Genomic DNA, 21387 nt, shown 5'->3' with positions numbered 1-21387 from the left:
CCTTATGGCGTCATCGCCACTTTTGTGACGCAAGGCCAAATCATTCATGTTGTCCGTCTTCAGCTTGCCAGTGGTTGCCGGTTTTCCGGTTTGAGACTCGTGAATGCAGCCTCTGCCTGAGACGCAAACTTGCGGCTGACCGGAACGATTTCGCCGTCGGCCATTTCGAGTTTCACACTGGTCCTGTGGCGCAACAAGCCGGTCACGCCGTCAAAAGCCACCCAGTGGCTGCGGTGAACCTGAAGGCCGAGCCCGCCCGGCAGCTCATGCAGGATGTCTGAAAACCGGTAGAGCACCATCCGGGTTTCCCTCTCGGTGACCAGCTTCACATAGTGTTCCTGTGCCTCTGCCCGGATCAGGTTTCCGTCGAGAGGCGGTTCGATCCGCGTCAGAATGCCTTTGTCCATGCGTGTCGGGGCGGGGGTGTTCCCGGTGTCTTTTGCTGCAGGTGAGGTTTCGGTCAGGGGCGGGGCCTGTTCAGCCGGGGGCGCGAAAAGGGCCGGAACGCTGATCAGCGCGCTGACAAAGATGTGGTTGTCGATCAGGTAGCCGAGTTCCCGGTAGAAAGCGGACAACTGGGTCGGAGCAGCACTGCCAGCCGGGACGGCCGTGGCCGCGAGATCCAGTTCCGGAATGCCCAGAATGATGTCGAGCGCGGTGATGGCCAGCACGAAGGGAATGAAGCTCAGCGCTGCCGCGCCCGCAGCGGCAATCCAGCGCCGGGCCTGCAGGGTGCGGTTGTGCAGACACAGTTCCAGCATGCCGATGAACAGCACCGTTTCGATTGCCAGCCGGCAGATCCAGTAGGCGTAGATGTCCAGCGCCGACCACCCGGCCGGGCGGGCGACCTCGGAGGCTGCCAGCGTCAATGCAGTCAAGCCTGCAATCAGGGCCATTTGCAGTCGGACCGTGGATGTCACACCCGTTTCTCCCGGAATTCGGCTCTCCATTCACGATACCATTCGTGCTGCATGAATGGAATTCAATTTAAATATATGAATTTTATGGCTTTTTTTGTCGATTTGGAGAATTGGCGAAATTCTCGCGGGTAAACAGGCTGCAGCTCTCGCTATTTTTCCGGCCTGCGCCAAATATGCGTCTCGGGATCTGCTTATGAAAACAACACGGCAGACCGCAGGGGAATTTTCTTATGGAGTGTCCGGGTCAAACCCGGCGCGCCGCCAAAGGTTCGGGAGTGATATCATATGGGACGCGTGAAGATTGACCTGACCCGCCGTGCAGCTCTGTTGGGTGCGGGCGGTATGGCTGTTGGGGCAACCCTTGCCTCGACGGGCATTGCACAGGCTGCTGCCGAAAAGCAGGGGGCCATGGTGCGCCCGGTTTCCCGCTACGGGGTTGGGGATTTCGAGGTCAACACTTTGCTGGACGGTGCCGTTCCGGTGGGGGATCCGCAAAAAACCTTCGGGATGAATGTCGACGCCGACACGTTCAATGCCCATTCGTCCGCCAACTTCATACCCAGTGATTCCTTCACTGCCTTTTTCACGCCGACGCTGGTGAACACGGGCAATGAGCTGGTCCTGTTTGACGCCGGAGTCGGGGAGGGTGGCCGTCCGGCACGCGGCAACATGCGTGCTGCGCTTGAAAGTGCGGGCTATACGCCCGAACAAGTCGATGTTGTCGTCCTGACCCATATGCATCCGGACCATATCGGCGGGTTGATGGAAGGTGGCGCTCCGGCGTTCCCGAATGCACGCTATGTCACCGGCCAGCAGGAATACGACTTCTGGTCGGGCATGGACCCGGAGGCCAATGGCGTGACCAAACTCATGGCCAAGAATGTCAAGCCGCTTGCGGACAAGATGACCTTCATCGGCGGTGGTGACAGCGTCGCACCGGGCATCACCGCGGTTCCGGCCTTCGGGCACACACCGGGGCACATGCTCTACATGCTGGAAAACAATGGCGAGCAGCTGTTGCTCGCAGCCGATTTTGCCAATCACTATGCCTGGTCGCTGGCGAAGCCGGAGTGGGAAGTTCGCTTCGACATGGACAAGGAAGCGGCCGCGGCCACTCGCAAGCAGGTACTTGACATGCTGGCGAGCGACAAGGTGCCGTTTGTCGGCTACCACATGCCGTTCCCGGCAGTCGGTTACGTCGAGGCAAACGGCGGCGGCTACCGCTATGTGCCCGAGAGTTACCAGCTGCGGATGTAGTCAGGCATTTTGTAGATCGTAAATCAGCCAGAACGGCCGGGCTCCTGTCCGGCCGTTTTTTGAGTCAAGAAAGGGGAATGACTGCCAACAAAAAACCCTCGCTGGCACGAGGGTCTTCAGGAAAACCGGACTAAGTGGAATGCGGACGCGGAGGCCCTTCGATCAGGCGGCTTGCTCGATTTCCGGCTCGCGCAGCACGTAGCCGCGGCCCCAGACGGTCTCGATGTAATTGTTGCCCTCGGCGGCTGCCGCAAGCTTCTTGCGCAGCTTGCAGATGAAGACGTCGATGATTTTCAGTTCCGGCTCGTCCATGCCGCCATAGAGATGGTTGAGGAACATCTCTTTGGTGAGCGTCGTTCCCTTGCGCAGGGAGAGCAGCTCCAGCATCTGGTATTCCTTGCCGGTCAGGTGCACACGCTGGCCGCCAACCTCGACGGTCTTTGTGTCCAGATTGACCCGGAGGTTTCCGGTGACGATGACCGACTGGGCATGGCCCTTGGAGCGGCGCACGATGGCGTGGATGCGGGCGACCAGCTCGTCCTTGTGGAAGGGCTTGGTCATGTAATCGTCAGCGCCGAAACCAAGGCCGCGCACCTTGTCCTCGATGCCGGCATTGCCCGAGAGGATCAGGATCGGGGTTTTCACCTTCGACACGCGCAAGGTACGAAGTACCTCGTACCCGGACATGTCCGGAAGATTCAGATCCAGCATGATGATGTCGTAGTCGTAGAGCTTTCCGAGGTCGATGCCTTCCTCGCCAAGATCCGTCGTGTAGACATTGAAGTTTTCGGACTTCAGCATCAGCTCGATGCTCTGCGCAGTCGCGCTGTCATCCTCAATCAACAAGACACGCATGCCAATCCCCTTTCGTCGCCTTTCCTAGGCACGTCGCAACGGCTGTGTCGGCGCCTGCTACTAAGGACTGATTATAACCCCGACTCAATCTTAAGAGACTTATGGTTAACAAAATATGATTCCCAGCAGCAACAGCGGATAAAACGAATCTGTTAACAAAGCTCAAGTTCTTGAATCGGAATAAAAATCCTCCGATTTCCAAACTTGAGGTATCGCTTTAGAAAACGGCGGTAGCCGATTCCTAACAGACTCGATTTTTCAGTGCCATTGGATGCCTGAAAAGCCCTCGCTTGCCAGCATTCCTATGGTTAATGTTAATGAGAGTCGTAAACGATCGGTTACCAAACCCGCGGGCTCCAGAAAGGAATCGGCCGTGAAGGCGCTTTTTGCCGAAATTGATTCGATCTTGCCGGAGGAAATCTACGGCCGCGTTGCGGCGGTTCAGGGGCTCCTGGTCGAGATTGCCGGTCCGGTCCACGAGATGAGCGTGGGCTCGGTTCTCGAGATCGAAGCCGGAGACGACAATCCGAAAATCCCGGCAGAAGTGGTCGGGTTCCGGGAAGGCCGGGCGCTTTGCATGCCGTTCATGGGTCTTGAAGGCGTCCGCATGGGGTGCAAGGCGATCATCCGGGCACGGGACAGTGTCGTTCATCCGGCCGGTTCTTGGCTCGGCAGGGTGGTCAACGCACTTGGCCAGCCAATGGATGGTAAAGGCAAGCTTGAAAATGGCGGAGTGCCTCGCAAATTGCGAAGTGCACCGCCAATGGCGTCGGAGCGCGTCCGTGTCGGCCCGCCGCTTGACCTCGGAGTACGGGCGCTCAACACGTTTGTGACCTGCTGCGAGGGGCAGCGGATGGGAATTTTTGCAGGCTCCGGTGTCGGCAAGTCGGTGCTGATGTCCATGCTGGCGCGCAACACACAGTGCGGTGTCGCCGTGATCGGCCTGATCGGAGAGCGTGGCCGCGAGGTTCAGGAGTTTATCGAGGACGATCTTGGCGAGGCAGGCCTCAAGCGCTCTGTCGTTGTGGTGGCCACGTCTGATGAAAGCGTGCTGATGCGCCGGCAGGCAGCCTATCTTACCATGACGATTGCCGAGCACTTTCGCGATCAGGGCGAGAACGTGTTGTGCATGATGGATTCGGTGACCCGGTTTGCGATGGCGCAACGGGAAATCGGATTGTCGGTTGGAGAACCGCCAACCTCGAAGGGCTACACGCCGACCGTGTTTACTGAATTGCCCAAGCTGCTGGAGCGGGCAGGGCCCGGAAAGGCGGGGGCGGGCTCGATCACCGGCCTGTTCACGGTTCTGGTGGAAGGCGACAATCACAACGAGCCGGTGTCCGATGCGGTGCGCGGTATTCTTGACGGGCACATCGTCATGGAGCGCGGGATCGCGGAACGCGGCCGCTATCCGGCCATCAATGTGCTCAAGTCGGTTTCGCGGACGATGCCGCGTTGCGTACCGGAAGAACACCTGCCGGTCTTGAGGCAGGCGCGCAAGCTGTTGTCGACCTATTCGGACATGGAGGAACTCATTCGCCTCGGCGCCTATCGCAAGGGATCCGATCCGGTGGTGGACGAGGCGATCGACAGGTTCGAACCGATCGAAACCTTTTTGAACCAGGCAAAAGGCGAGGCAACTCCGCTTGACGAGGGGTATCGCCAACTTGCCAACCTTTTGGAAATGACTCGGGGCTAAACTGGGCGCTGTAAGGGGAGTATTGAGTCATGAAGACCCGAGACAGTCTTATGCGCCTGAAGCGGTTTCAGGTAGATGATAAACGGCGGCAACTTGCGCAGATCGAGGCGATGATCGCCGAGTTCAACCGCATGGCCGACGAGCTGGACGACCAGATTGCAAGCGAGCAGGAGCGGGTCGGGATTACGGATGTGTCCCATTTTGCCTACCCGACCTTCGCGAAGGCCGCGGCCACCCGGCGGGACAATTTGAGAAACTCCGCGCTTGAACTCAACGGTCAGTACGAGAAGGCCCGGGACGAGTTGAGCGAGGCAATCGAGGAACTGAAAAAGTTCGAGCTTCTCGCCGAGCGCGACCTGTTGCGCGAACGGTCCGCCCAGGAAATGGCCGAGCAGGATCAGCTTGATGAAATTGCGGGCCGTGCACAGGCCCGCTAGGCCGCGCTTCCTCTCCTCCGCGACAGCCGGTGCGGTTTGGCTATTGGCCGGCCGCTTTTCTTTCGTGCACGCAATGGCATCTGGCCAGCGTCCCGCAGCAGCGCTATGACTGACGGCATGCGTTTGCTCGTCGCCTTGCTGCTTCCCGTCGCCACGTTTTCCTTTGCGCTCGGCATCACCTTGCCGTTGATGCGCTTCGAGCGGCTCTATTTCCTCGAAGACCGTCCGTCTCTTCTGGAGATCATTCGAAACCTGTGGCAGGGCGGCGAACCTGTGCTGGCGGTGGTGATCCTGCTGTTTTCGGTTCTGCTGCCTGCCGTGAAGATCGTGCTCACGCACGTGGCTGCCATAACAGGTGCGCCCGCCCGGCATCTGGCGCTGCTGTCCAGTGTCAGCAAATGGTCAATGCTGGATGTCATGCTGGTGGCATTGGTGCTGTTTGCCGCAAAGACCAGCGGTCTGGCAAGCGCAGTCGCTTTGCCTGGATTGTGGCTCTATGCGACGGCAACCCTCACAACCGCAGCGGCTGCCTATTTTGCAAGACGTATCAACGGCGTGCGTGTCGGTTAGAGCGTCTGGTTGCGAACCACGCGCCCCTTTGAGTGTTTGCCACGCCGTTTCGGTGCGAAGGCGGATGTGTTCTGGTCAGGGGCCCGGCGCAGGGCTTCCAGACGTCCCAGATAGGCTTTGGTCCAGGATTTTGCTTGTGCCGCCGGAAGGGCGAGTGCCTTGCAACGGGCCTGTGCCAGGACCGTCAAGGTCTGCGGTTCCAGACCGGCGCTCAGCGCAATATCGACGACCTGATCCTCGCTCCCGTCCAGAATTGCAGTGTGGATTTCTTTTGTTGGCCTGCGGGTAACGTGGGCCAATATCTGGCAGACGTCGTCCAGGCGTTTGTCCTGAAGCAGCAGGATCACGAGTTCGTCAAGCGTGATGCCTGCATGTTTTGCTTCACGCCACAATTGGCGGATGTTCAATCCGCGCAGTTTGCCCGCGAACTCCTTGCGCAGCTGCCGGAGACGCGTGATCTGGTTGCGTTGCTCCGGAGGCAGGACGTTTTCCAGCGCCTTGAGCAACTGTGCCCGGGTTTCCCCGGAAACGTAGGTCAGCATGCGCTGGCACACAGCCGGTGTCAGATCGGCGCGATTGATCAGCGGCCCTCGCAACAATTCGTCGGTCTCTGCTGCCTCCGCCAGCAACAAGAGGCTCTGACGGGACAGTCTGATGTCGGTGTTTTCCGTAATCAGACATCTTGTCTCCCGATCTCCGCGGCGGACAATCACATCCGACGCGATCATCTTGAGGTCGGGCCTGTGCGCCAGAATCTGAAGATGCGCCGGGCTGGCAGTTTCTGCGATACCGGCCATGTCTTCCGGGGTCAGTGCCTCGCTCTGAAGCAAGACAGGCATTGCGATATTGATTGTGTCCTCGGCGATATGTCTCGCAAGGTGCGGCGGGATATCGGCATACATGGCAAGTTGCCGGGCGAGTGCTGCCCGCTGTTCAGCGTCAGCCTGCGCGTAGAGCGTGAGAATGACATCGGCAAACAGCTGTTTCTCGCCCTGCGACCGGTCCGCAAGACCGTCAAGGCACAGCTCTGCGACCCTGAGCATCAGGGTGCCCTTGGAGTCCGGCGCCTCTTTGATCGCCATATTTATCAATGAAGAAAGCATCACTCCCCCTTACAAATGAAGGGTGGTCCAGCATTGTGAGTTTTCCGTTACCAAAAAGAAACAATGTCTTCAATCCCTACGATAAAACAACAAGCGTGGAAGTTTACGCTTTGGGAAGACGTTTCTTGTCCCGGTTTTTACAGTTTGATGTTGGCTCAGGCTGCAAGCTGTCGCCGGAAATTGACATCAATAACACTTTCCCTTTGGGGAACGCCACTTCTGCGGTTGCAGGCTCTTGTTTCGACCGCTGATGTGGTTACCCTCTGCGCTTGACCGCTCGTTCCCGCAGCGGTCTTGCTACAAGGTCTTGGCGAATTTCATGGTTCTCTTCTTCCGCGCAATCTGTTTTTCCTTATTGCTTGTTTTTTCATGCGCTGCGCAGGCGCAGCAAACCGGTACTGCCACTCCGTCGGCGCAAACGCCGGATGCCCCCCAAAACGGAGCGGGGGGACCTGAAGGTGCCAGCTCCGGAGTTTCGGTCGAAGATGCGCGCAAAGCGCTTATCGATCTCTTGCAGGACCCCAAGGGCCGCGCGGCATTGATCGAGCAATTGCAATCCTTGGACACCGGGGAGGCTGCCGACAATCCTGCGGCCGCCAGCCCCGAAACCGGAGCCACGGCTTCAGGTGAACAGTCCAAAGCGGTTGAAGACAAAGAGGGTGAGGCAGCATCCCAGCCGTTTGCGGTTCAGCTGAGCGCATATACCAAGCTCATTGCGGACAACCTCGTGGTGCTTTGGGAGCGGGTAGAGCGTTCCCTCAATGGGGCGACGTTGCTGCTTGACGGAACGATTAGAATCGACTGGCCGCGGGTTGGAGATGCGCTTTTGCAAATGGGCGCAGTTCTTGTTTCCGCAATGGCCTTGTTCAAGCTTGGCCAGTGGGCGCTGGTGGCGACCTACAGACGCTTTCATGCACAGGTCCGGCATGGCGGCTGGCTCACCCGGGCAGCCTATTTGCTTGTCACCACGGCTGCGGACGCCTTGACCGTCGGAATTGGCTGGATTGGCGGCTATGCGGTGGCAATCTTGGCAATCGGGCCGCTCGACAGCGGTGTGACGACCATGGAGAGCCTGGCGCTGAATGCGTTCATGGTGACCGGTCTTGTAAAAGTGGGATTGCGTTTTGTCTTTGCGCCGGACCGTCCCGAGCTGAGGCTGTTGCCTTTCGGGGATCAGCCTGCGCGGTACTGGACGTCGCGGCTGGGATTTGTGGTGTTCTGGCTTGGATACGGCATCATGCTGGCCGTTCCGGCGGCGAACATCTCGGTTTCTTTTCTGGTCGGCAACACCATCCGCTTTTTGGTGGCCCTTGTCGGTGCGATCTTCGTTCTGGCGCTGATCCGGCACAATCAGCGGGTGGTCAGTTCCGGCATCCGCGACTATGCGTCCAACCTGTCCAGCGAACTGGCGCGCAGGACACTGAAGCGGCTCGCGGGTCTTTGGAGCCTCGTTGCCTATGCCTATGTTCTGGTCGTGCTGGGGGTCTGGCTGTTCCGCCCCTTTGATGCCGTTGCGATTGTCATGCGGGCCACCGGCCTTTCCATTCTGACAGTCATGGGCAGCATGCTGGTGTCTCTGGTCGTGGCCAGGGCGATATCCGGAGGTATTCGTCTGCCAAACGATTGGCGAGAAAGCCTTCCGGCACTTCAGAACCGTCTGAATGCGTTCGTGCCGCGGTTCTTGAAGCTGTTCCGGTTGATCGTTTTCCTTGTGACGGTTTTGATCCTGCTCGATATTTGGGGCGTGATCGGGTTTCTCTCCTGGGTGCAAAGTGCGGAAGGCTCCGCATTCCTGGGCCGGTACAGCTCCGCAGCCCTGGTCGTGCTGGCGGCCTTCGTTTTCTGGCTGGCGGTGATGGCGTGGGTTGACCTGCGCCTGCGCGAAAGGGACGGCTACATTGTCACGTCACGGGCGCGCACCCTGTTCCAGCTGTTCCGGAACGGCTTTACTGTCGTGGTCATTGTCATGGCGGCCCTGTTGGCCCTGTCCGAAGTCGGCGTGAATATCGGACCGCTGATTGCCGGTGCCGGTGTGGTGGGTCTTGCCATCTCCTTTGGTGCGCAGACGCTGGTCAAGGACATCATCACAGGTGCCTTTATCCAGATCGAAAACGCCATCAACGAAGGTGACGTGGTCACCGTTGGCGGGATCACCGGCACCGTGGAACGGCTCACGGTCCGGTCGGTCAAGATGCGTGACCTGAGCGGGACGACGCACTTCATTCCCTTCTCGTCGGTGAGTATGGTCTCCAACTTCATGCGCGACTTTTCCTATCATGTCGCCTTGATCGGCGTTTCCTATGACACGGATATCCGCAAGGCCAAGGCCGCGATGGAGGAGGCTTTCCGCCGGCTGAGCGAGACGGATTTCAAGCGTGAAATCATTGGCGGCCTCGAGATGCACGGCGTGACCGAATTCGCTGACAGTTCGATCAATATCCGCGCCCGGATCAAGACCACACCCGGGAACCAATGGGCCACCGGGCGTGCCTATAACGAGTTCGTCAAGGATGTCTTTGACGAACAGGATATCGACATTCCGTTCCCGCAGGTGACATATCACGTGGCAGCACCTTCTGCGGCTGAAGACCTGAAAGCGAAAACGGCAGACCAGACCGGAAATGCACCTGCGCCTGCCCGGCTGGAGGACGATGCCCCGCCTGAAGGAGAGCGATGAGAGCGGTTTGTCCCGCTCTAACGTCTTCAAATCCTGAAACTTCCTGGCGCGCGTCTGCGAAAAGTGGATGCGCGTTTTTTGTTTGATTGAATTTCGGAGAGTTTCGTTTTATTTTCGTTTCCAACAATAATACGCGTATGCGGCTATAGCGGAGGCGAACATGGCACCAGACTACGATCTCGTGGTCATCGGCGGCGGAATCAACGGAACCGGCATTGCCAGAGATGCCGTGGGCCGCGGTGCCAGTGTCCTTCTGGCCGAGATGGGAGACCTTGCGGGCGCGACGTCCTCGGCGTCAACGAAGCTGATTCACGGCGGCTTGCGGTATCTGGAATACTACGAGTTCGACCTTGTGCGCAAAGCGCTGAAAGAGCGTGAAGTGTTGTGGCGCGCGGCCCCGCATATCGTCTGGCCGCTGCGTTTCATTTTGCCTCACCACAAGGACCTGCGGCCGTCCTGGATGCTGCGCCTCGGCCTGTTCATGTATGACCATCTGGGCGGCCGCAAGCTGTTGCCGGCGACCAAGACCGTCAAGCTCGACCGGGCACCGTTTTCCGATGGTCTTAAGGCGCTTTACAAGAAGGGCTTCGAATATTCGGACTGCTGGGTTGAAGATGCCCGGCTCGTGGTTCTGAATGCGCGCGATGCCGCCGACCGGGGTGCGGACATCCTGACCCGGACCAAGTGCATCAGCGCCCGGCGCGACGGCAAGCTCTGGTCCGTGGTGTTGAAGGACCTTGCCACCGGCGAGGAGCGCACGGTCACCGCATCCGTGCTGGTGAATGCAGCAGGCCCCTGGGTGGCGGAAATGCTGTCGGGAGTTGTCGGCTCGAACCAGACCTCTGCAGTGCGTCTCGTCAAGGGCAGTCACATCATTGTTCCGAAGCTCTATGAGCATGACCGCTGTTTCATTTTCCAGAACGGCGACGGGCGGATTATCTTCGCCATTCCCTATGAGACAGACTTCACGCTGATCGGGACGACTGACGTCGATTATCAGGCCGACCCGGGCGAGGTCGCGATTTCGCCGGAAGAAGTCGATTACCTCTGCAAGGCGGTGAGTGAATATTTCGAGAAGCCGGTTCGCAAGGATGATGTCGTCCATACCTATTCCGGCGTTCGTCCGCTCTATGATGACGGGGCGACGGAAGCCAAGGCGGCAACACGTGATTATGTGCTGGAGCTGGAAGGCGGCGAGGGCCGGCCGGCCTTGTTGTCGGTCTTCGGCGGAAAGATCACGACCTACCGTAAGCTTGCCGAACACGCTCTTCAGAAAATCGAGCCGTTCCTGCCGTTCAAGCGCGGTGTCTGGACCGCTTATGCGCCTCTGCCGGGCGGCGATTTCCCCGTGCTTGATTTCGACAAGGAAGTCGCCGGCCTGCGTCAGGCCTATCCGTTCCTGAATGAGCGTTTTGCAAAGCGGTTGATGCATGCTTACGGCCGCGACGCGAAAACCATTCTTGACGACGCCGGGAGCCTTGAAGAGCTTGGCACCCATTTCGGCGCCGATCTTTACGAAAGCGAGGTCAAGTGGCTTGCAGACCGCGAATGGGCCCGCGCTGCGGATGACATCATCTGGCGGCGGTCGAAGCTTGGCCTCCGGCTGGACAAGGCCGATGTGGTCAGGCTCGAAAGCTTTCTGTCGGGGTATCTTGCCCAAAAGGCCGGTGCGGCTGCATAAAGAACCGCTGACAATTCTGTCGAGCCTATAAAGAACACGAACCTATTTCTTGGGGGGATTTGCCATGGCCGGTGCCATTTTGGCGATCGATCAGGGGACGACATCCAGTCGTGCCATCTTGTTTGGAGCTGATTTTCAGCCAATCAGTGTCGGGCAGCGTGAATTCCCGCAGCATTTTCCGAAGTCCGGCTGGGTCGAGCATGACCCGGAGGATATCTGGTCGACCACCGCATCGGTTTGCCGGGAAGCGCTGGAACGCGCCCATGTGGGGATCGACGGCGTGGCCGCCATCGGGATTACAAATCAGCGCGAAACGACGCTGATCTGGGACCGGAAAACGGGCAAGGCGGTATACAATGCCATCGTGTGGCAGGACCGGCGCACGTCGGACTTCTGCAACAAGCTGCGTGCCGACGGGCATGCGGCGGTCTTTACGGAGAAGACCGGTCTTCTGGTCGATCCGTATTTTTCCGGCACCAAGATCGCCTGGATCCTCGACAATGTGGACGGCGTGCGCGAACGTGCCGAGCGCGGCGAACTGGCCTTCGGAACCGTTGACAGCTGGCTGATCTGGAACCTGACCGGCGGCCAATCGCATGTCACCGACGCAACCAACGCGTCCCGCAGCCTGATTTTCAACATTCATGAGAACAGCTGGGACGAGGAGCTGTGCGGGCTCCTCAACATTCCGATGAGCCTCTTGCCGGAGGTCAAGGACTGCGCCGACGATTTCGGCATGACCCGGGCCGATCTTTTCGGAAAGCCCTTGCCGATCCTAGGCGTTGCCGGCGACCAGCAGGCAGCGACCCTTGGCCAGGCCTGTTTCGAGCCGGGTATGGTCAAGTCGACCTATGGCACCGGCTGTTTTGCATTGATCAATACAGGCACCAAGCCTGTGCCTTCCCGCAACCGTCTATTGACCACCATTGCCTACCGCCTCAACGGAGAGACAACCTACGCGCTGGAAGGCTCGATCTTTGTGGCGGGGGCTGCGGTGCAGTGGCTGCGTGACGGCCTCGGGCTGATCAAGTCCGCCGGGGAATCTCAGGAACTGGCTGAGCAGGCAGACCGGAAGAATGGGATCTATCTGGTTCCCGCATTCGTCGGTCTCGGTGCACCGCATTGGGATGCGGATGCGCGCGGGGCAATTTTCGGACTGACCCGTGCGACCGGTCCGGCTGATTTTGCCCGCGCGACGCTAGAGAGCGTCGGCTACCAGACCCGCGACCTGCTCGATGCGATGCAGGACGACTGGGGGGCAGGCGGGGACACCGTTCTGCGCGTCGATGGCGGCATGAGCGCATCCGACTGGACCATGCAATTCCTAGCCGACATTCTGGGCGCGCCGGTTGACCGTCCGAGGGTTGCCGAAACCACCGCGCTGGGAGCGGCGTGGCTGGCCGGATCAAAGGCCGGTGTGTGGCCGGGACAGAAAGAATTTGCAGAAAAGTGGCATCTGGACCGGCGTTTTGAACCGGACATGGACGGCCCGATGCGCGAGCATTTGCTCGCCGGGTGGCGGGATGCGGTCCGCCGGACCCGATCCTCCGCGTGATATCAACTATCCTTGCGAGTATTCGCAATTATAATAATATCAAGGGGTTAGCGCGCCTGATGCGGTGCGCTTTCCTTTGGGAAGCATGTTCTAATCTGAGCAGCGTTTTGTCGCCAGACGCTGTGAAAATGCCGCCAGCAGAGTATAAATATTTCGTTTCCGAGCCAAAATTAGAAATTTTTCGGCGGTTGATTTTGTGGCGAAAACAAGCCTTAGTTTGCGCTGGCGTGGGCTCAACTCTTCGCACGACTAACAATGATGCGAGGCCCCGCAGCTTCATCAAGGGGAGAACAGTTTGATGAAAATCCGCAACACCCTGAAGGCATCCCTTCTCGGCGCCAGCCTTGCCGTGATCGCGGCGACAGGCGCGTCGGCAAAGACTCTGGTCTACTGCTCGGAAGGGTCTCCGGAAGGTTTTGATGCCGCTCTTTACACCTCCGGCACCACGTTTGATGCGTCCTCCAAGCAGGTTTTCAACCGCCTGGTCGAGTTCAAGCTTGGCACCACGGAAGTCGAGCCGGGCCTGGCCGAAAGCTGGGAAGTGTCCGAGGACGGTCTGGAGTACACCTTCAACCTGCGCAAGGGTGTGAAGTTCCACTCGACCGACTTCTTCACGCCGACCCGCGACTTCAATGCCGACGACGTGATCTTCTCGTTTGATCGTCAGCTGAACAAGGACAATCCCTGGCACCAGTACACCGCCGGTGCGTCCTGGGAATATTTCAACGGCATGTCCATGCCGGAGCTGATCAAGGAAATCGTCAAGGTCGACGACTATACGGTCAAGTTCGTTCTGAACCGCCCGGAAGCGCCGATGATCGCGAACCTCGGTATGGACTTCGCCTCGATCCTGTCCGCCGAATACGCAGAACAGCTTGAAAAGGCCGGCACCAAGGAACAGCTGAACCAGCAGCCGGTCGGCACCGGTCCGTTCTCCTTCGTGGGCTACCAGAAGGATGCCGTGATCCGTTATCAGGGCTTTGCCGATTACTGGGACGGCAAGCAGCCGGTCGACAACCTGATCTTCGCCATCACTCCGGATGCTGCCGTTCGTCTTCAGAAGCTGAAGGCTGGCGAGTGCCACGTGATGCCGTATCCGGCCCCGGCCGACATTGCCGACATCCGCGACGACGCCAACCTGACCCTTATGGAACAGCAGGGCCTGAACGTCGGTTACCTTGGCTACAACACCAAGATGCCTCCGTTCGACAACCGTCAGGTCCGCAAGGCGCTGAACCACGCGATCAACAAGCAGGCCATTCTGGACGCCGTGTTCCAGGGCTCCGGTCAGGCGGCCAAGAACCCGATCCCGCCGACCATGTGGTCCTACAACAACGCGGTTGAAGACGACGACTACAATCCGGAACTGGCCAAGGAAATGCTGGCAGCTGCCGGTGTTGAAGACCTGTCCATGAAGATCTGGGCAATGCCTGTCCAGCGTCCGTACAACCCGAATGCCCGCCGTATGGCAGAGGTGATTCAGGCCGACTTCGCCAACATTGGCGTGAACGTCGAAATCGTCTCCTATGAATGGGGCGAGTATCTGGCCCGCTCCAAGGACGTTGAGCGTGACGGTGCCGTTCTGCTCGGCTGGACCGGCGACAATGGCGATCCGGACAACTTCCTTGCGGTTCTGCTTGGCTGTGACGGTGTTGGCGGTTCCAACCGTGCCCAATGGTGTAACGAAGAGTTTGAAGCTCTGATCCAGAAGGCGAAGGTGACAAACGACAAGGCAGAGCGGACCAAGCTTTATGAAGAAGCGCAGGTGGTGTTCAAGGAAGAAGCCCCGTGGGCAACCATTGCACACTCGGTCGTCTTCATGCCGATGTCTTCCAAGGTGACTGGGTACGTGATGGACCCGCTTGGTGGCCACTGGTTCAAGGGCGTCGACGTCGCACAGTAAGTTTGCTCAAAATTGTGCATTGATGTAGACGTCATTGCACATCGTTAATTTGGCCGGTGGAATTGCCAGTACGACTGAGCGGTTCCGCTGGCCAGTTACATCTGGATCCTGAAAACCATGCTTCGCTTTTTCCTGGGCCGGCTGGGGTTGTTGATACCGACATTCCTGGGTGTCACGGTCGTCGCCTTTGGCTTTATTCGCCTGATACCTGGCGATCCTCTTGAACTGCTCGCCGGAGAACGCGGTATTTCACCGGAACGCCGGGCGGAACTGATGGCCCAGATGGGCTTCGACAAGCCGCTCTGGCAGCAATACACGGACTATCTGACCGGTTTGCTTCAGGGCGATCTCGGAACCTCGTTCGTCTCGAAGAAGCCTGTTCTCGACGAATTTCTGACCCTGTTCCCCGCAACCGCCGAGTTGGCGCTGTGTGCGATCATCATCGCCGTGGCGATCGGCATCCCGGCCGGTATCTTCGCTGCTGTCAAGCGCGGCTCGGTCGCCGATCAGGCCGTGATGGGCACAGCGCTTGTCGGCTATTCCATGCCGATCTTCTGGTGGGGCCTGCTGCTGATCATCTTCTTCTCCGGCATCCTGCAATGGACCCCGGTGTCCGGCCGGATTTCGCTGATGTACTTCTTCCCGCAGGTCACCGGCTTCATGCTGATCGACAGTCTGTTGTCGGGGCAAAAGGGCGCCTTCCTGTCAGCAGTCCAGCACCTGATCCTGCCGTCCGTCGTGCTCGCGACCATTCCGCTTGCGGTGATCGCACGCCAGACCCGGTCTGCCATGCTGGAAGTCCTCGGCGAGGACTATGTGCGTACTGCCCGGGCCAAGGGCCTGCCGGCCCGCCGGGTGATCGGACTGCACGCCTTGCGCAACGCGCTGATCCCGGTGATCACCACCATCGGTCTTCAGGTCGGTGTCCTGCTGGCCGGTGCCATCCTGACGGAGACCATCTTCTCGTGGCCGGGGATCGGCAAGTGGCTGGTCGACAGCATTTCGCGGCGTGACTACTTCGTGGTGCAGGGCGGCCTGTTGCTGATTGCGGCCATCGTCATGACCGTGAACCTGATCGTCGACGTGCTTTACGGTCTGGTCAATCCGCGCATCCGCCACAATTGACGCCGAGGGAGAGAATATGAACAAGAATTCCCCGGTCAAAACGGCCGATATCGAAAAACTGGCTCAGGAGAGCCGCAATGCCACCCGGGAGCGTCTGCTCGAGTTCTGGTATTATTTCTCCCAGAACAAGGGCGCGGTGCTTGGGCTGATCGTCTTTACGGCGCTTGTGATCACGGCCGTTTTTGCGCCGCTGATTGCCCCGCATGATCCGGACTTCCAGTATCGCGACAGCTTTCTGGTTCCCCCGTTCTGGGAAGAAGGCGGCAAGGCCGCGTTTCTCCTCGGCACCGACGCGGTTGGCCGCGATATCCTGTCGCGGCTGATCTATGGCGCGCAGTTCTCGCTGATCATCGGCGTCATCGTGGTGACCATTGCCCTGACGGGCGGAATCGTCATCGGTGTTATCGCCGGCTACATGCGCGGCTCGGTCGACACGTTCATCATGCGTGTCATGGACGTTATTCTGGCGTTCCCGTCCCTGCTGCTCGCCCTTGTGCTGGTGGCCATTCTCGGCCCCGGCCTGATCAATGCGATGATCGCGATTGCGATCGTGTTGCAGCCGCATTTCGTTCGTCTGACCCGGGCAGCGGTGCTGTCCGAGCGCTCGCGCGATTATGTGGTTGCCGCCAAGGTCGCCGGTGCAAGCCATTTCCGGCTGATGTTCAAGACGATCCTGCCGAACTGTCTGGCACCGCTGATCGTGCAGGCAACGCTGTCTTTCTCGACCGCCATTCTGGATGCGGCCGCCCTCGGCTTTCTCGGCATGGGCGCGCAGCCGCCAACACCCGAATGGGGCACCATGCTCGCCGAAGCGCGCGAATTCATTTTGCGTGCATGGTGGGTGGTGACCTTCCCGGGTCTTGCGATCCTGATCACCGTTCTTGCCATCAATCTGGTCGGCGACGGCCTGCGCGATGCGCTCGATCCCAAGCTGAAGAGGAGCTAAGCCATGCCGCTTCTTGAAATCAGAAACCTGAGGGTCGAGTTCGACACCGCAAGCGGCCCGTTCAGGGCGCTCGACGGCGTCGACTACACCGTCGATGCCGAAGAAGTCGTTGCCATCGTCGGGGAGTCCGGCTCGGGCAAATCGGTCGCCATGCTCGCAACCATGGGCCTCTTGCCGGATACCGCGACGATCACGGCCGACAAGATGGACTTCGAGGGGCTGGACCTTCGCAAATTGTCGGTCAAGGAACGGCGCAAGGTCATCGGCCGCGATATTTCGATGATCTTCCAGGAACCGATTGCAAGCCTCAATCCGTGTTTCACGGTCGGGTTTCAACTGGCCGAAACGCTCAAGATCCACACCGATCTGAATGCACGCCAGCGCAAGGACCGGGTGATCGAGCTGATGCATTCGGTCGGCCTGCCCGACCCCGAATCACGGGTCGATGCGTTCCCGCACCAGATGTCCGGCGGCCAGTGCCAGCGCGTGATGATCGCCATGGCAATTGCCTGCCGTCCGAAGCTGCTGATTGCCGACGAGCCGACCACCGCGCTCGACGTGACCATCCAGAAGCAAATTCTGGATCTGCTGGTCAACCTGCAGCAGGAAAGCGGCATGGGCCTGATCATGATCACCCATGACATGGGTGTGGTCGCTGAAACCGCCGACCGGGTGATTGTCCAGTACAAGGGCCGCAAGATGGAAGAGGCCGACGTGCTCTCCCTGTTCGAGAACCCGCAGAACCCCTACACCAAGGCGCTGCTGTCGGCGCTGCCGGAAAACGCGACCGGTGACCGTCTGCCGACGGTCAGCGATTTCGCCAAGGCGGGAGGCTTCTAGATGAGCGATGATGCCATTTTGAAAGTGCGCGATCTGTATCGCGTCTACGAGACCAAGGCGTCCATGTTCCGCAAGGCGACCAGCCTGACGGCGGTCAAGGGCGTCAGCTTCGATGTCGAGCGTGGCACCACGCTTGCGGTGGTTGGGGAAAGCGGCTGCGGCAAGTCGACGCTTGCCCGCATGCTGACCATGATCGATGGCCAGACCTCCGGGACCATCGAGGTGGACGGTCTGCCGATCGATATTTCCAGAACAGGGATTTCGAAGGACATGCGCCAGAAGGTGCAGATCGTCTTTCAGAACCCTTATGGTTCGCTCAACCCGCGCCAGAAAATCGGTCACGTGCTGGAAGAGCCGCTCCTGCTCAACACGGACATGCCGGCTGCAGAGCGCCGCGACCTGGCCCTGAGCATGCTGGAAAAGGTCGGTCTGCAGCCCGAACATTACGGCCGCTATCCGCACATGTTCTCCGGTGGTCAGCGTCAGCGCATCGCGATTGCCCGGGCGATCATGATGAAGCCGAAACTGCTGGTGCTCGATGAGCCGGTCTCGGCGCTCGACCTGTCGGTTCAGGCACAGATCCTCAATCTTCTGGCCGATCTGCAGGAAGAGATGGGGCTGACTTACGTGTTCATCAGCCACGACCTGTCGGTGGTGCGCTACATCGCCGACAAGGTGATGGTGATGTATTTCGGTGAAGTGGTCGAATACGGCACGCGGGACGAGGTCTTCGACAACCCGCAGCACGACTACACCAAGACGCTGTTTGCCGCGACGCCGCGCGCCGATGTCGACAGCATCCGTGCCCGTCTTGCCAAAAAGAACAAGGCGGCCGCCTGACGTCGGATGCATGGAAAACCGGCCCGGTCTGTTATCCCAAAAGGGGGGCGGGCCGGGCCTTCCTGTATTCAGCCGCCGATTGTCAGGCGGCAAAGCACGATATTGTCCTTTTTCAGATCCGGCCCCCAGATGAAACTGGCAGACGGATCCCACTCGACCTGATGGTATCCACGTTTGGGCTGCACATCCGAGGATGAATAAAGCGTGGCCACCGGCCAGGCGCTGTCATCGAAACCGGGTTGGTTCCAGCCTTCGGGGACCTGCGCCGTCTCCTGCCGGCACGCGCCCTGATCAACTTCGGGGCTGCTTTCAAACTCGCAGGCTTCATCCAGCGGCGCCCTCTGGACCACCTTGCAGCGCCACTCCTCGCTGGTCACCGCAATCAGCTCACCTGTTGCCGCGTCCTTGAATTGCGCAATGGCCCCGCCATCGCCCAGCTGCTGGCGGCGCGAACCGATATATTCAAGTCCGGTTTCATTTTCCATGAAATCGCGCAGCTCCAGTGCCAGCGTCACCGGCGCGGAGGCTTCAAAGGTTCCCCATTCCACATTGAAGGACCGTTCGGTCGTGATCGGGACCCGGTCTTCAAGCACGAGCCGTCCGTTGGCATGAAGCTTGAACCAGTTGTCGGCCCAGACATCGGCCCGGATCTGGCGCTTGTCCGCCGGCTCGGTTTGTTGAGCCGTCACGGGGCTGACAAAAACAAGCGGGACGAGGAGTGCTGCAAACAGCGCGGAACCGCAAGAACGGCACTTGGAGCGCGGTACAACAGGAAAAGGCATGGCGTTTGTGACCCTATTCTGCACCAACAACACTTGAAAAATGAGCCAATCCGGGCGGGAAGTCACGCGGTCGAGTGTGTCAGACTGCAATTGTCCTTGCTCCAGGCACCTGTGACGCGCAACTATCGTGTCAATCCATATATCTGCCGAAGACCATCTACGCAGGCAGCATACTCAGGCAGCCCGGGAACCTTGATGCGGCTCATAACCGAAAAAAATCGCCGGTGGTGGTTGCTTTGGCCGGTTAGCACGGCGATCGGGCTGGTGTTGTTTGACGGCCCTGTGGTCGGGGTGGCACTGGAGACCATTCAATCCGAACTCGGGCTGTCGGAGACCTCCGGACACTGGGTGGTCAACGCCTATCTTCTGTCCTTTGCCTGTTTCGTTGCCGTGTGCGGCAAAATCGCGGACCAGATCGGATTGTTGAAGGTTTTCCTGTTTGGTCTTGCTGTTTTCGCCGCAGCGTCGGTTATTGCCGGATTTGCCGGAAATGGTTTCCTGCTGATTGCGGCCCGGGCCGTTCAGGGGATCGGGGGCGCGATACTGTTTCCGCTATCGGTCGCCATGACCACCGTCACGTTTCCTAAAAACCAGCGGGGAATGGCTCTGGGATTGGGCGCTGTGATTGCGACCGTTTTCATGACGGCCGCGCCTTTCATTGGCGGTGTCCTGACCGAGTTTCTGTCCTGGCGCTGGATTTTTTGGGTGACGCCGCCCATTGCGATTGCCATTGCGGTGTTCACGATCGCGGCCTGGCGTGATGCCGAGCGTCCGCCGCCTGCGCCGATTGACTGGACCGGTTTGCTGCTGTTGGCCTCCGGCATGTTTTGCGTTGTGTTCGCGTTGATGGAGGCGGACAGATGGGGATGGGACACTCCGGCCATCCTGCTGCTTTTTCTGTCGGGGGCCATTCTCCTGATCGGTTTTGTACTTGTCGAAAGACACAAGACCGACCCGTTGATTGAAGTCGAGCTTTTCACGAAAACGCAATTTGCGGCCAGTAATCTTGTGATGATTGCCGGCTCCTACGCAAAGATGCCGATTATTGTGTTTGCGGCGCTTTATGCCCAGCAGGAGTTGGGTCTCGATGCGTTCTGGGCGGGTGTCCTGATCATGGTTTCGGCAATTCCGGAACCGTTTGCAGCTCCTTTGAGCGGATATCTGGCGGATCGCATTCCGCCCGCGCGGCTGATCTATCTGGGGCTCGGCATTCTGTTTGTCTGCATGCTCGTGATTACGGCAGCTGTTTTTTGGAACAACATCTACATCCTCACCGCCGGTCTGTTCATCGGCGGTTTTGCATTTCCGACGATGTTCCTCCCGGCCCAGGTCGTGGTCATGGAGGCCCTTCCCGAGCAAAAACATGGCATGGGGGGCAGCATTTCCATGACGGCCCAGTCGATCGGCGGCACCGTCAGCATTGCGGTCTCCAGCGCTGCGCTGTCGGGAAGCGGTGATTATCCCTCTGTGTTTGCGATTACAGCAGGATTGACCGTCCTTGTTTACCTGTTCTGTCTGTATGGTTTCCGGACACCTTCACCCATGCCCCCGGGATCTGGCGGTTCCGGCAAGAACTAGAAAGCTGACACCCCTGTTGCGGAACAGGTCACGGAACATATGATCACGTGAAGGTTTTCGGATTTTCTCCCGATTCCCCAATCCTTGTGGTCCTCGGAAAGACGGTGGCATGATCTCTGAAAAGAACCGGCCCTGGTGGCTATTGGGAGCGGTCAGCGGTGTCCTGGGATTGATCCTGCTGGACGAGACCGTGGTCGGTGTCGCCTTGCCGACCATTCAGGCGGATCTCGGTTTGACGTCCACGCAGGCACATTGGGTGGTCAATGCCTACCTGCTGTCCTTTGCCTGTTTCGTGGCTGTCGGCGGAAAGCTCGCGGATCAGTTCGGGATCCTGAAGATGTTTCTGATCGGGTTGGCGGTTTTTGGCAGTTTCTCGATCATTGGCGGTTTTGCGCAATCCGGCACCATGTTGATTGCAGCCCGTGCCTGTCAGGGACTGGGCGCCGCGATCATCTTCCCGTTGTTTGTTGCGATGATTACCATTTCGTTTCCGCCCGGGCTTCGAGGGACGGCTCTGGGACTGGGCGGATCGATCGGATCAGTGCTGCTGGCGGCCGGACCCCTTCTGGGGGGGGCCTTGACCGAATACGTTTCCTGGCGCTGGATCTTCTGGATCAAC

18 protein-coding genes are annotated in these 21387 nt (G+C 59.1%); 14 read left to right on the top strand and 4 right to left on the bottom strand.

Going from position 1 to position 21387, the window contains the following annotated elements; all coding sequences use genetic code 11:
- Nucleotides 1-59: 59 nt before the first annotated feature.
- A complete protein-coding gene (locus E1297_RS51265; protein ID WP_196223288.1) occupies nucleotides 60-920 on the bottom strand; it encodes a LytTR family DNA-binding domain-containing protein in 861 nt (286 codons plus the stop codon).
- Between the two features lie 285 nt (nucleotides 921-1205).
- On the opposite strand from E1297_RS51265, the gene E1297_RS12210 reads away from it, so the two are divergent.
- Nucleotides 1206-2177: an MBL fold metallo-hydrolase gene (locus tag E1297_RS12210; protein WP_155138429.1), complete on the top strand. Its 972-nt coding sequence runs from the start codon at nucleotides 1206-1208 to the stop codon at nucleotides 2175-2177.
- Nucleotides 2178-2339: 162 nt separating this feature from the next.
- Here E1297_RS12210 and ctrA read toward each other — a convergent pair whose 3' ends face one another.
- Nucleotides 2340-3032, bottom strand: coding sequence for a response regulator transcription factor CtrA (gene ctrA, locus E1297_RS12205; protein WP_155138427.1), 693 nt, complete (start codon nucleotides 3030-3032; stop codon nucleotides 2340-2342).
- Nucleotides 3033-3405: 373 nt separating this feature from the next.
- Between ctrA and fliI the strand changes: the two genes are divergently transcribed.
- From fliI to E1297_RS12190, 3 genes are all read left to right on the top strand, one after another.
- The gene (fliI, locus tag E1297_RS12200; RefSeq protein WP_368669540.1) at nucleotides 3406-4731 is read left to right on the top strand and encodes a flagellar protein export ATPase FliI; all 1326 of its coding nucleotides are present in this window, start codon (nucleotides 3406-3408) and stop codon (nucleotides 4729-4731) included.
- A gap of 29 nt (nucleotides 4732-4760) precedes the next feature.
- The gene (fliJ, locus tag E1297_RS12195; protein ID WP_155138425.1) at nucleotides 4761-5168 is read left to right on the top strand and encodes a flagellar export protein FliJ; all 408 of its coding nucleotides are present in this window, start codon (nucleotides 4761-4763) and stop codon (nucleotides 5166-5168) included.
- A gap of 105 nt (nucleotides 5169-5273) precedes the next feature.
- Complete coding sequence (locus tag E1297_RS12190) at nucleotides 5274-5738, top strand: paraquat-inducible protein A (protein ID WP_244327735.1); 465 nt, start codon at nucleotides 5274-5276, stop codon at nucleotides 5736-5738.
- On the opposite strand, the gene E1297_RS12185 is transcribed toward E1297_RS12190, so the two are convergent.
- Complete coding sequence (locus E1297_RS12185; RefSeq protein ID WP_155138423.1) at nucleotides 5735-6841, bottom strand: DUF2336 domain-containing protein; 1107 nt, start codon at nucleotides 6839-6841, stop codon at nucleotides 5735-5737. The two genes, E1297_RS12190 and E1297_RS12185, sit on opposite strands and share 4 nt — an antisense overlap.
- Nucleotides 6842-7160: 319 nt before the next feature.
- Between E1297_RS12185 and E1297_RS12180 the strand changes: the two genes are divergently transcribed.
- The 8 genes from E1297_RS12180 to E1297_RS12145 all read left to right on the top strand — a co-directional run bounded on the left by E1297_RS12180 (nucleotide 7161) and on the right by E1297_RS12145 (nucleotide 18408).
- On the top strand, nucleotides 7161-9518 hold the full coding sequence (locus tag E1297_RS12180) for a mechanosensitive ion channel domain-containing protein (protein ID WP_196223287.1): 2358 nt from the start codon (nucleotides 7161-7163) through the stop codon (nucleotides 9516-9518).
- 160 nt (nucleotides 9519-9678) lie between these two features.
- On the top strand, nucleotides 9679-11199 hold the full coding sequence (gene glpD / locus E1297_RS12175; RefSeq protein ID WP_155138419.1) for a glycerol-3-phosphate dehydrogenase: 1521 nt from the start codon (nucleotides 9679-9681) through the stop codon (nucleotides 11197-11199).
- Nucleotides 11200-11263: 64 nt separating this feature from the next.
- Entirely contained in the window at nucleotides 11264-12754 is a 1491-nt protein-coding gene (gene glpK, locus E1297_RS12170) for a glycerol kinase GlpK (RefSeq protein WP_155138417.1), read from the top strand.
- A gap of 298 nt (nucleotides 12755-13052) precedes the next feature.
- Nucleotides 13053-14657, top strand: coding sequence for an ABC transporter substrate-binding protein (locus tag E1297_RS12165; protein WP_155138416.1), 1605 nt, complete (start codon nucleotides 13053-13055; stop codon nucleotides 14655-14657).
- A gap of 117 nt (nucleotides 14658-14774) precedes the next feature.
- Entirely contained in the window at nucleotides 14775-15782 is a 1008-nt protein-coding gene (locus E1297_RS12160) for an ABC transporter permease subunit (protein ID WP_155138414.1), read from the top strand.
- Nucleotides 15783-15798: 16 nt separating this feature from the next.
- Nucleotides 15799-16728 (top strand): ABC transporter permease subunit, encoded by a 930-nt coding sequence (locus E1297_RS12155; protein WP_155138412.1) that lies wholly within the window; start codon nucleotides 15799-15801, stop codon nucleotides 16726-16728.
- Nucleotides 16729-16731: 3 nt separating this feature from the next.
- Nucleotides 16732-17568, top strand: coding sequence for an ABC transporter ATP-binding protein (locus E1297_RS12150; protein WP_155138410.1), 837 nt, complete (start codon nucleotides 16732-16734; stop codon nucleotides 17566-17568).
- Nucleotides 17569-18408: a dipeptide ABC transporter ATP-binding protein gene (locus tag E1297_RS12145; RefSeq protein WP_155138408.1), complete on the top strand. Its 840-nt coding sequence runs from the start codon at nucleotides 17569-17571 to the stop codon at nucleotides 18406-18408.
- Between the two features lie 68 nt (nucleotides 18409-18476).
- Here the strand turns inward: E1297_RS12145 and E1297_RS12140 are convergent, their stop codons facing one another.
- On the bottom strand, nucleotides 18477-19190 hold the full coding sequence (locus E1297_RS12140; RefSeq protein ID WP_196223286.1) for a PEBP family protein: 714 nt from the start codon (nucleotides 19188-19190) through the stop codon (nucleotides 18477-18479).
- 195 nt (nucleotides 19191-19385) lie between these two features.
- Between E1297_RS12140 and E1297_RS12135 the strand changes: the two genes are divergently transcribed.
- A complete protein-coding gene (locus E1297_RS12135; protein WP_196223285.1) occupies nucleotides 19386-20768 on the top strand; it encodes an MFS transporter in 1383 nt (460 codons plus the stop codon).
- A gap of 109 nt (nucleotides 20769-20877) precedes the next feature.
- Nucleotides 20878-21387: MFS transporter (locus E1297_RS12130; RefSeq protein WP_155138402.1), on the top strand; the 510-nt coding region annotated here is incomplete at its 3' end.

This window comes from Roseibium sp. RKSG952, assembly GCF_009711355.1.
The sequence above is the reverse complement of the archived record's forward strand: the minus strand, read 5'-3'. Positions and strand labels throughout refer to the sequence as shown.

Coding starts and splice junctions, on each gene's coding strand:
- E1297_RS12185 (WP_155138423.1), bottom strand. CDS start 6,841: ATGCTTTCTTCATTGATAAATATGGCGATCAAAGAGGCGCCGGACTCC.
- E1297_RS12180 (WP_196223287.1), top strand. CDS start 7,161: ATGGTTCTCTTCTTCCGCGCAATCTGTTTTTCCTTATTGCTTGTTTTT.
- glpD (WP_155138419.1), top strand. CDS start 9,679: ATGGCACCAGACTACGATCTCGTGGTCATCGGCGGCGGAATCAACGGA.
- glpK (WP_155138417.1), top strand. CDS start 11,264: ATGGCCGGTGCCATTTTGGCGATCGATCAGGGGACGACATCCAGTCGT.
- E1297_RS12145 (WP_155138408.1), top strand. CDS start 17,569: ATGAGCGATGATGCCATTTTGAAAGTGCGCGATCTGTATCGCGTCTAC.
- E1297_RS12160 (WP_155138414.1), top strand. CDS start 14,775: ATGCTTCGCTTTTTCCTGGGCCGGCTGGGGTTGTTGATACCGACATTC.
- fliJ (WP_155138425.1), top strand. CDS start 4,761: ATGAAGACCCGAGACAGTCTTATGCGCCTGAAGCGGTTTCAGGTAGAT.
- ctrA (WP_155138427.1), bottom strand. CDS start 3,032: ATGCGTGTCTTGTTGATTGAGGATGACAGCGCGACTGCGCAGAGCATC.
- E1297_RS12155 (WP_155138412.1), top strand. CDS start 15,799: ATGAACAAGAATTCCCCGGTCAAAACGGCCGATATCGAAAAACTGGCT.
- E1297_RS12165 (WP_155138416.1), top strand. CDS start 13,053: ATGAAAATCCGCAACACCCTGAAGGCATCCCTTCTCGGCGCCAGCCTT.
- E1297_RS12150 (WP_155138410.1), top strand. CDS start 16,732: ATGCCGCTTCTTGAAATCAGAAACCTGAGGGTCGAGTTCGACACCGCA.
- E1297_RS12135 (WP_196223285.1), top strand. CDS start 19,386: ATGCGGCTCATAACCGAAAAAAATCGCCGGTGGTGGTTGCTTTGGCCG.
- E1297_RS12140 (WP_196223286.1), bottom strand. CDS start 19,190: ATGCCTTTTCCTGTTGTACCGCGCTCCAAGTGCCGTTCTTGCGGTTCC.
- E1297_RS12190 (WP_244327735.1), top strand. CDS start 5,274: ATGACTGACGGCATGCGTTTGCTCGTCGCCTTGCTGCTTCCCGTCGCC.
- E1297_RS12210 (WP_155138429.1), top strand. CDS start 1,206: ATGGGACGCGTGAAGATTGACCTGACCCGCCGTGCAGCTCTGTTGGGT.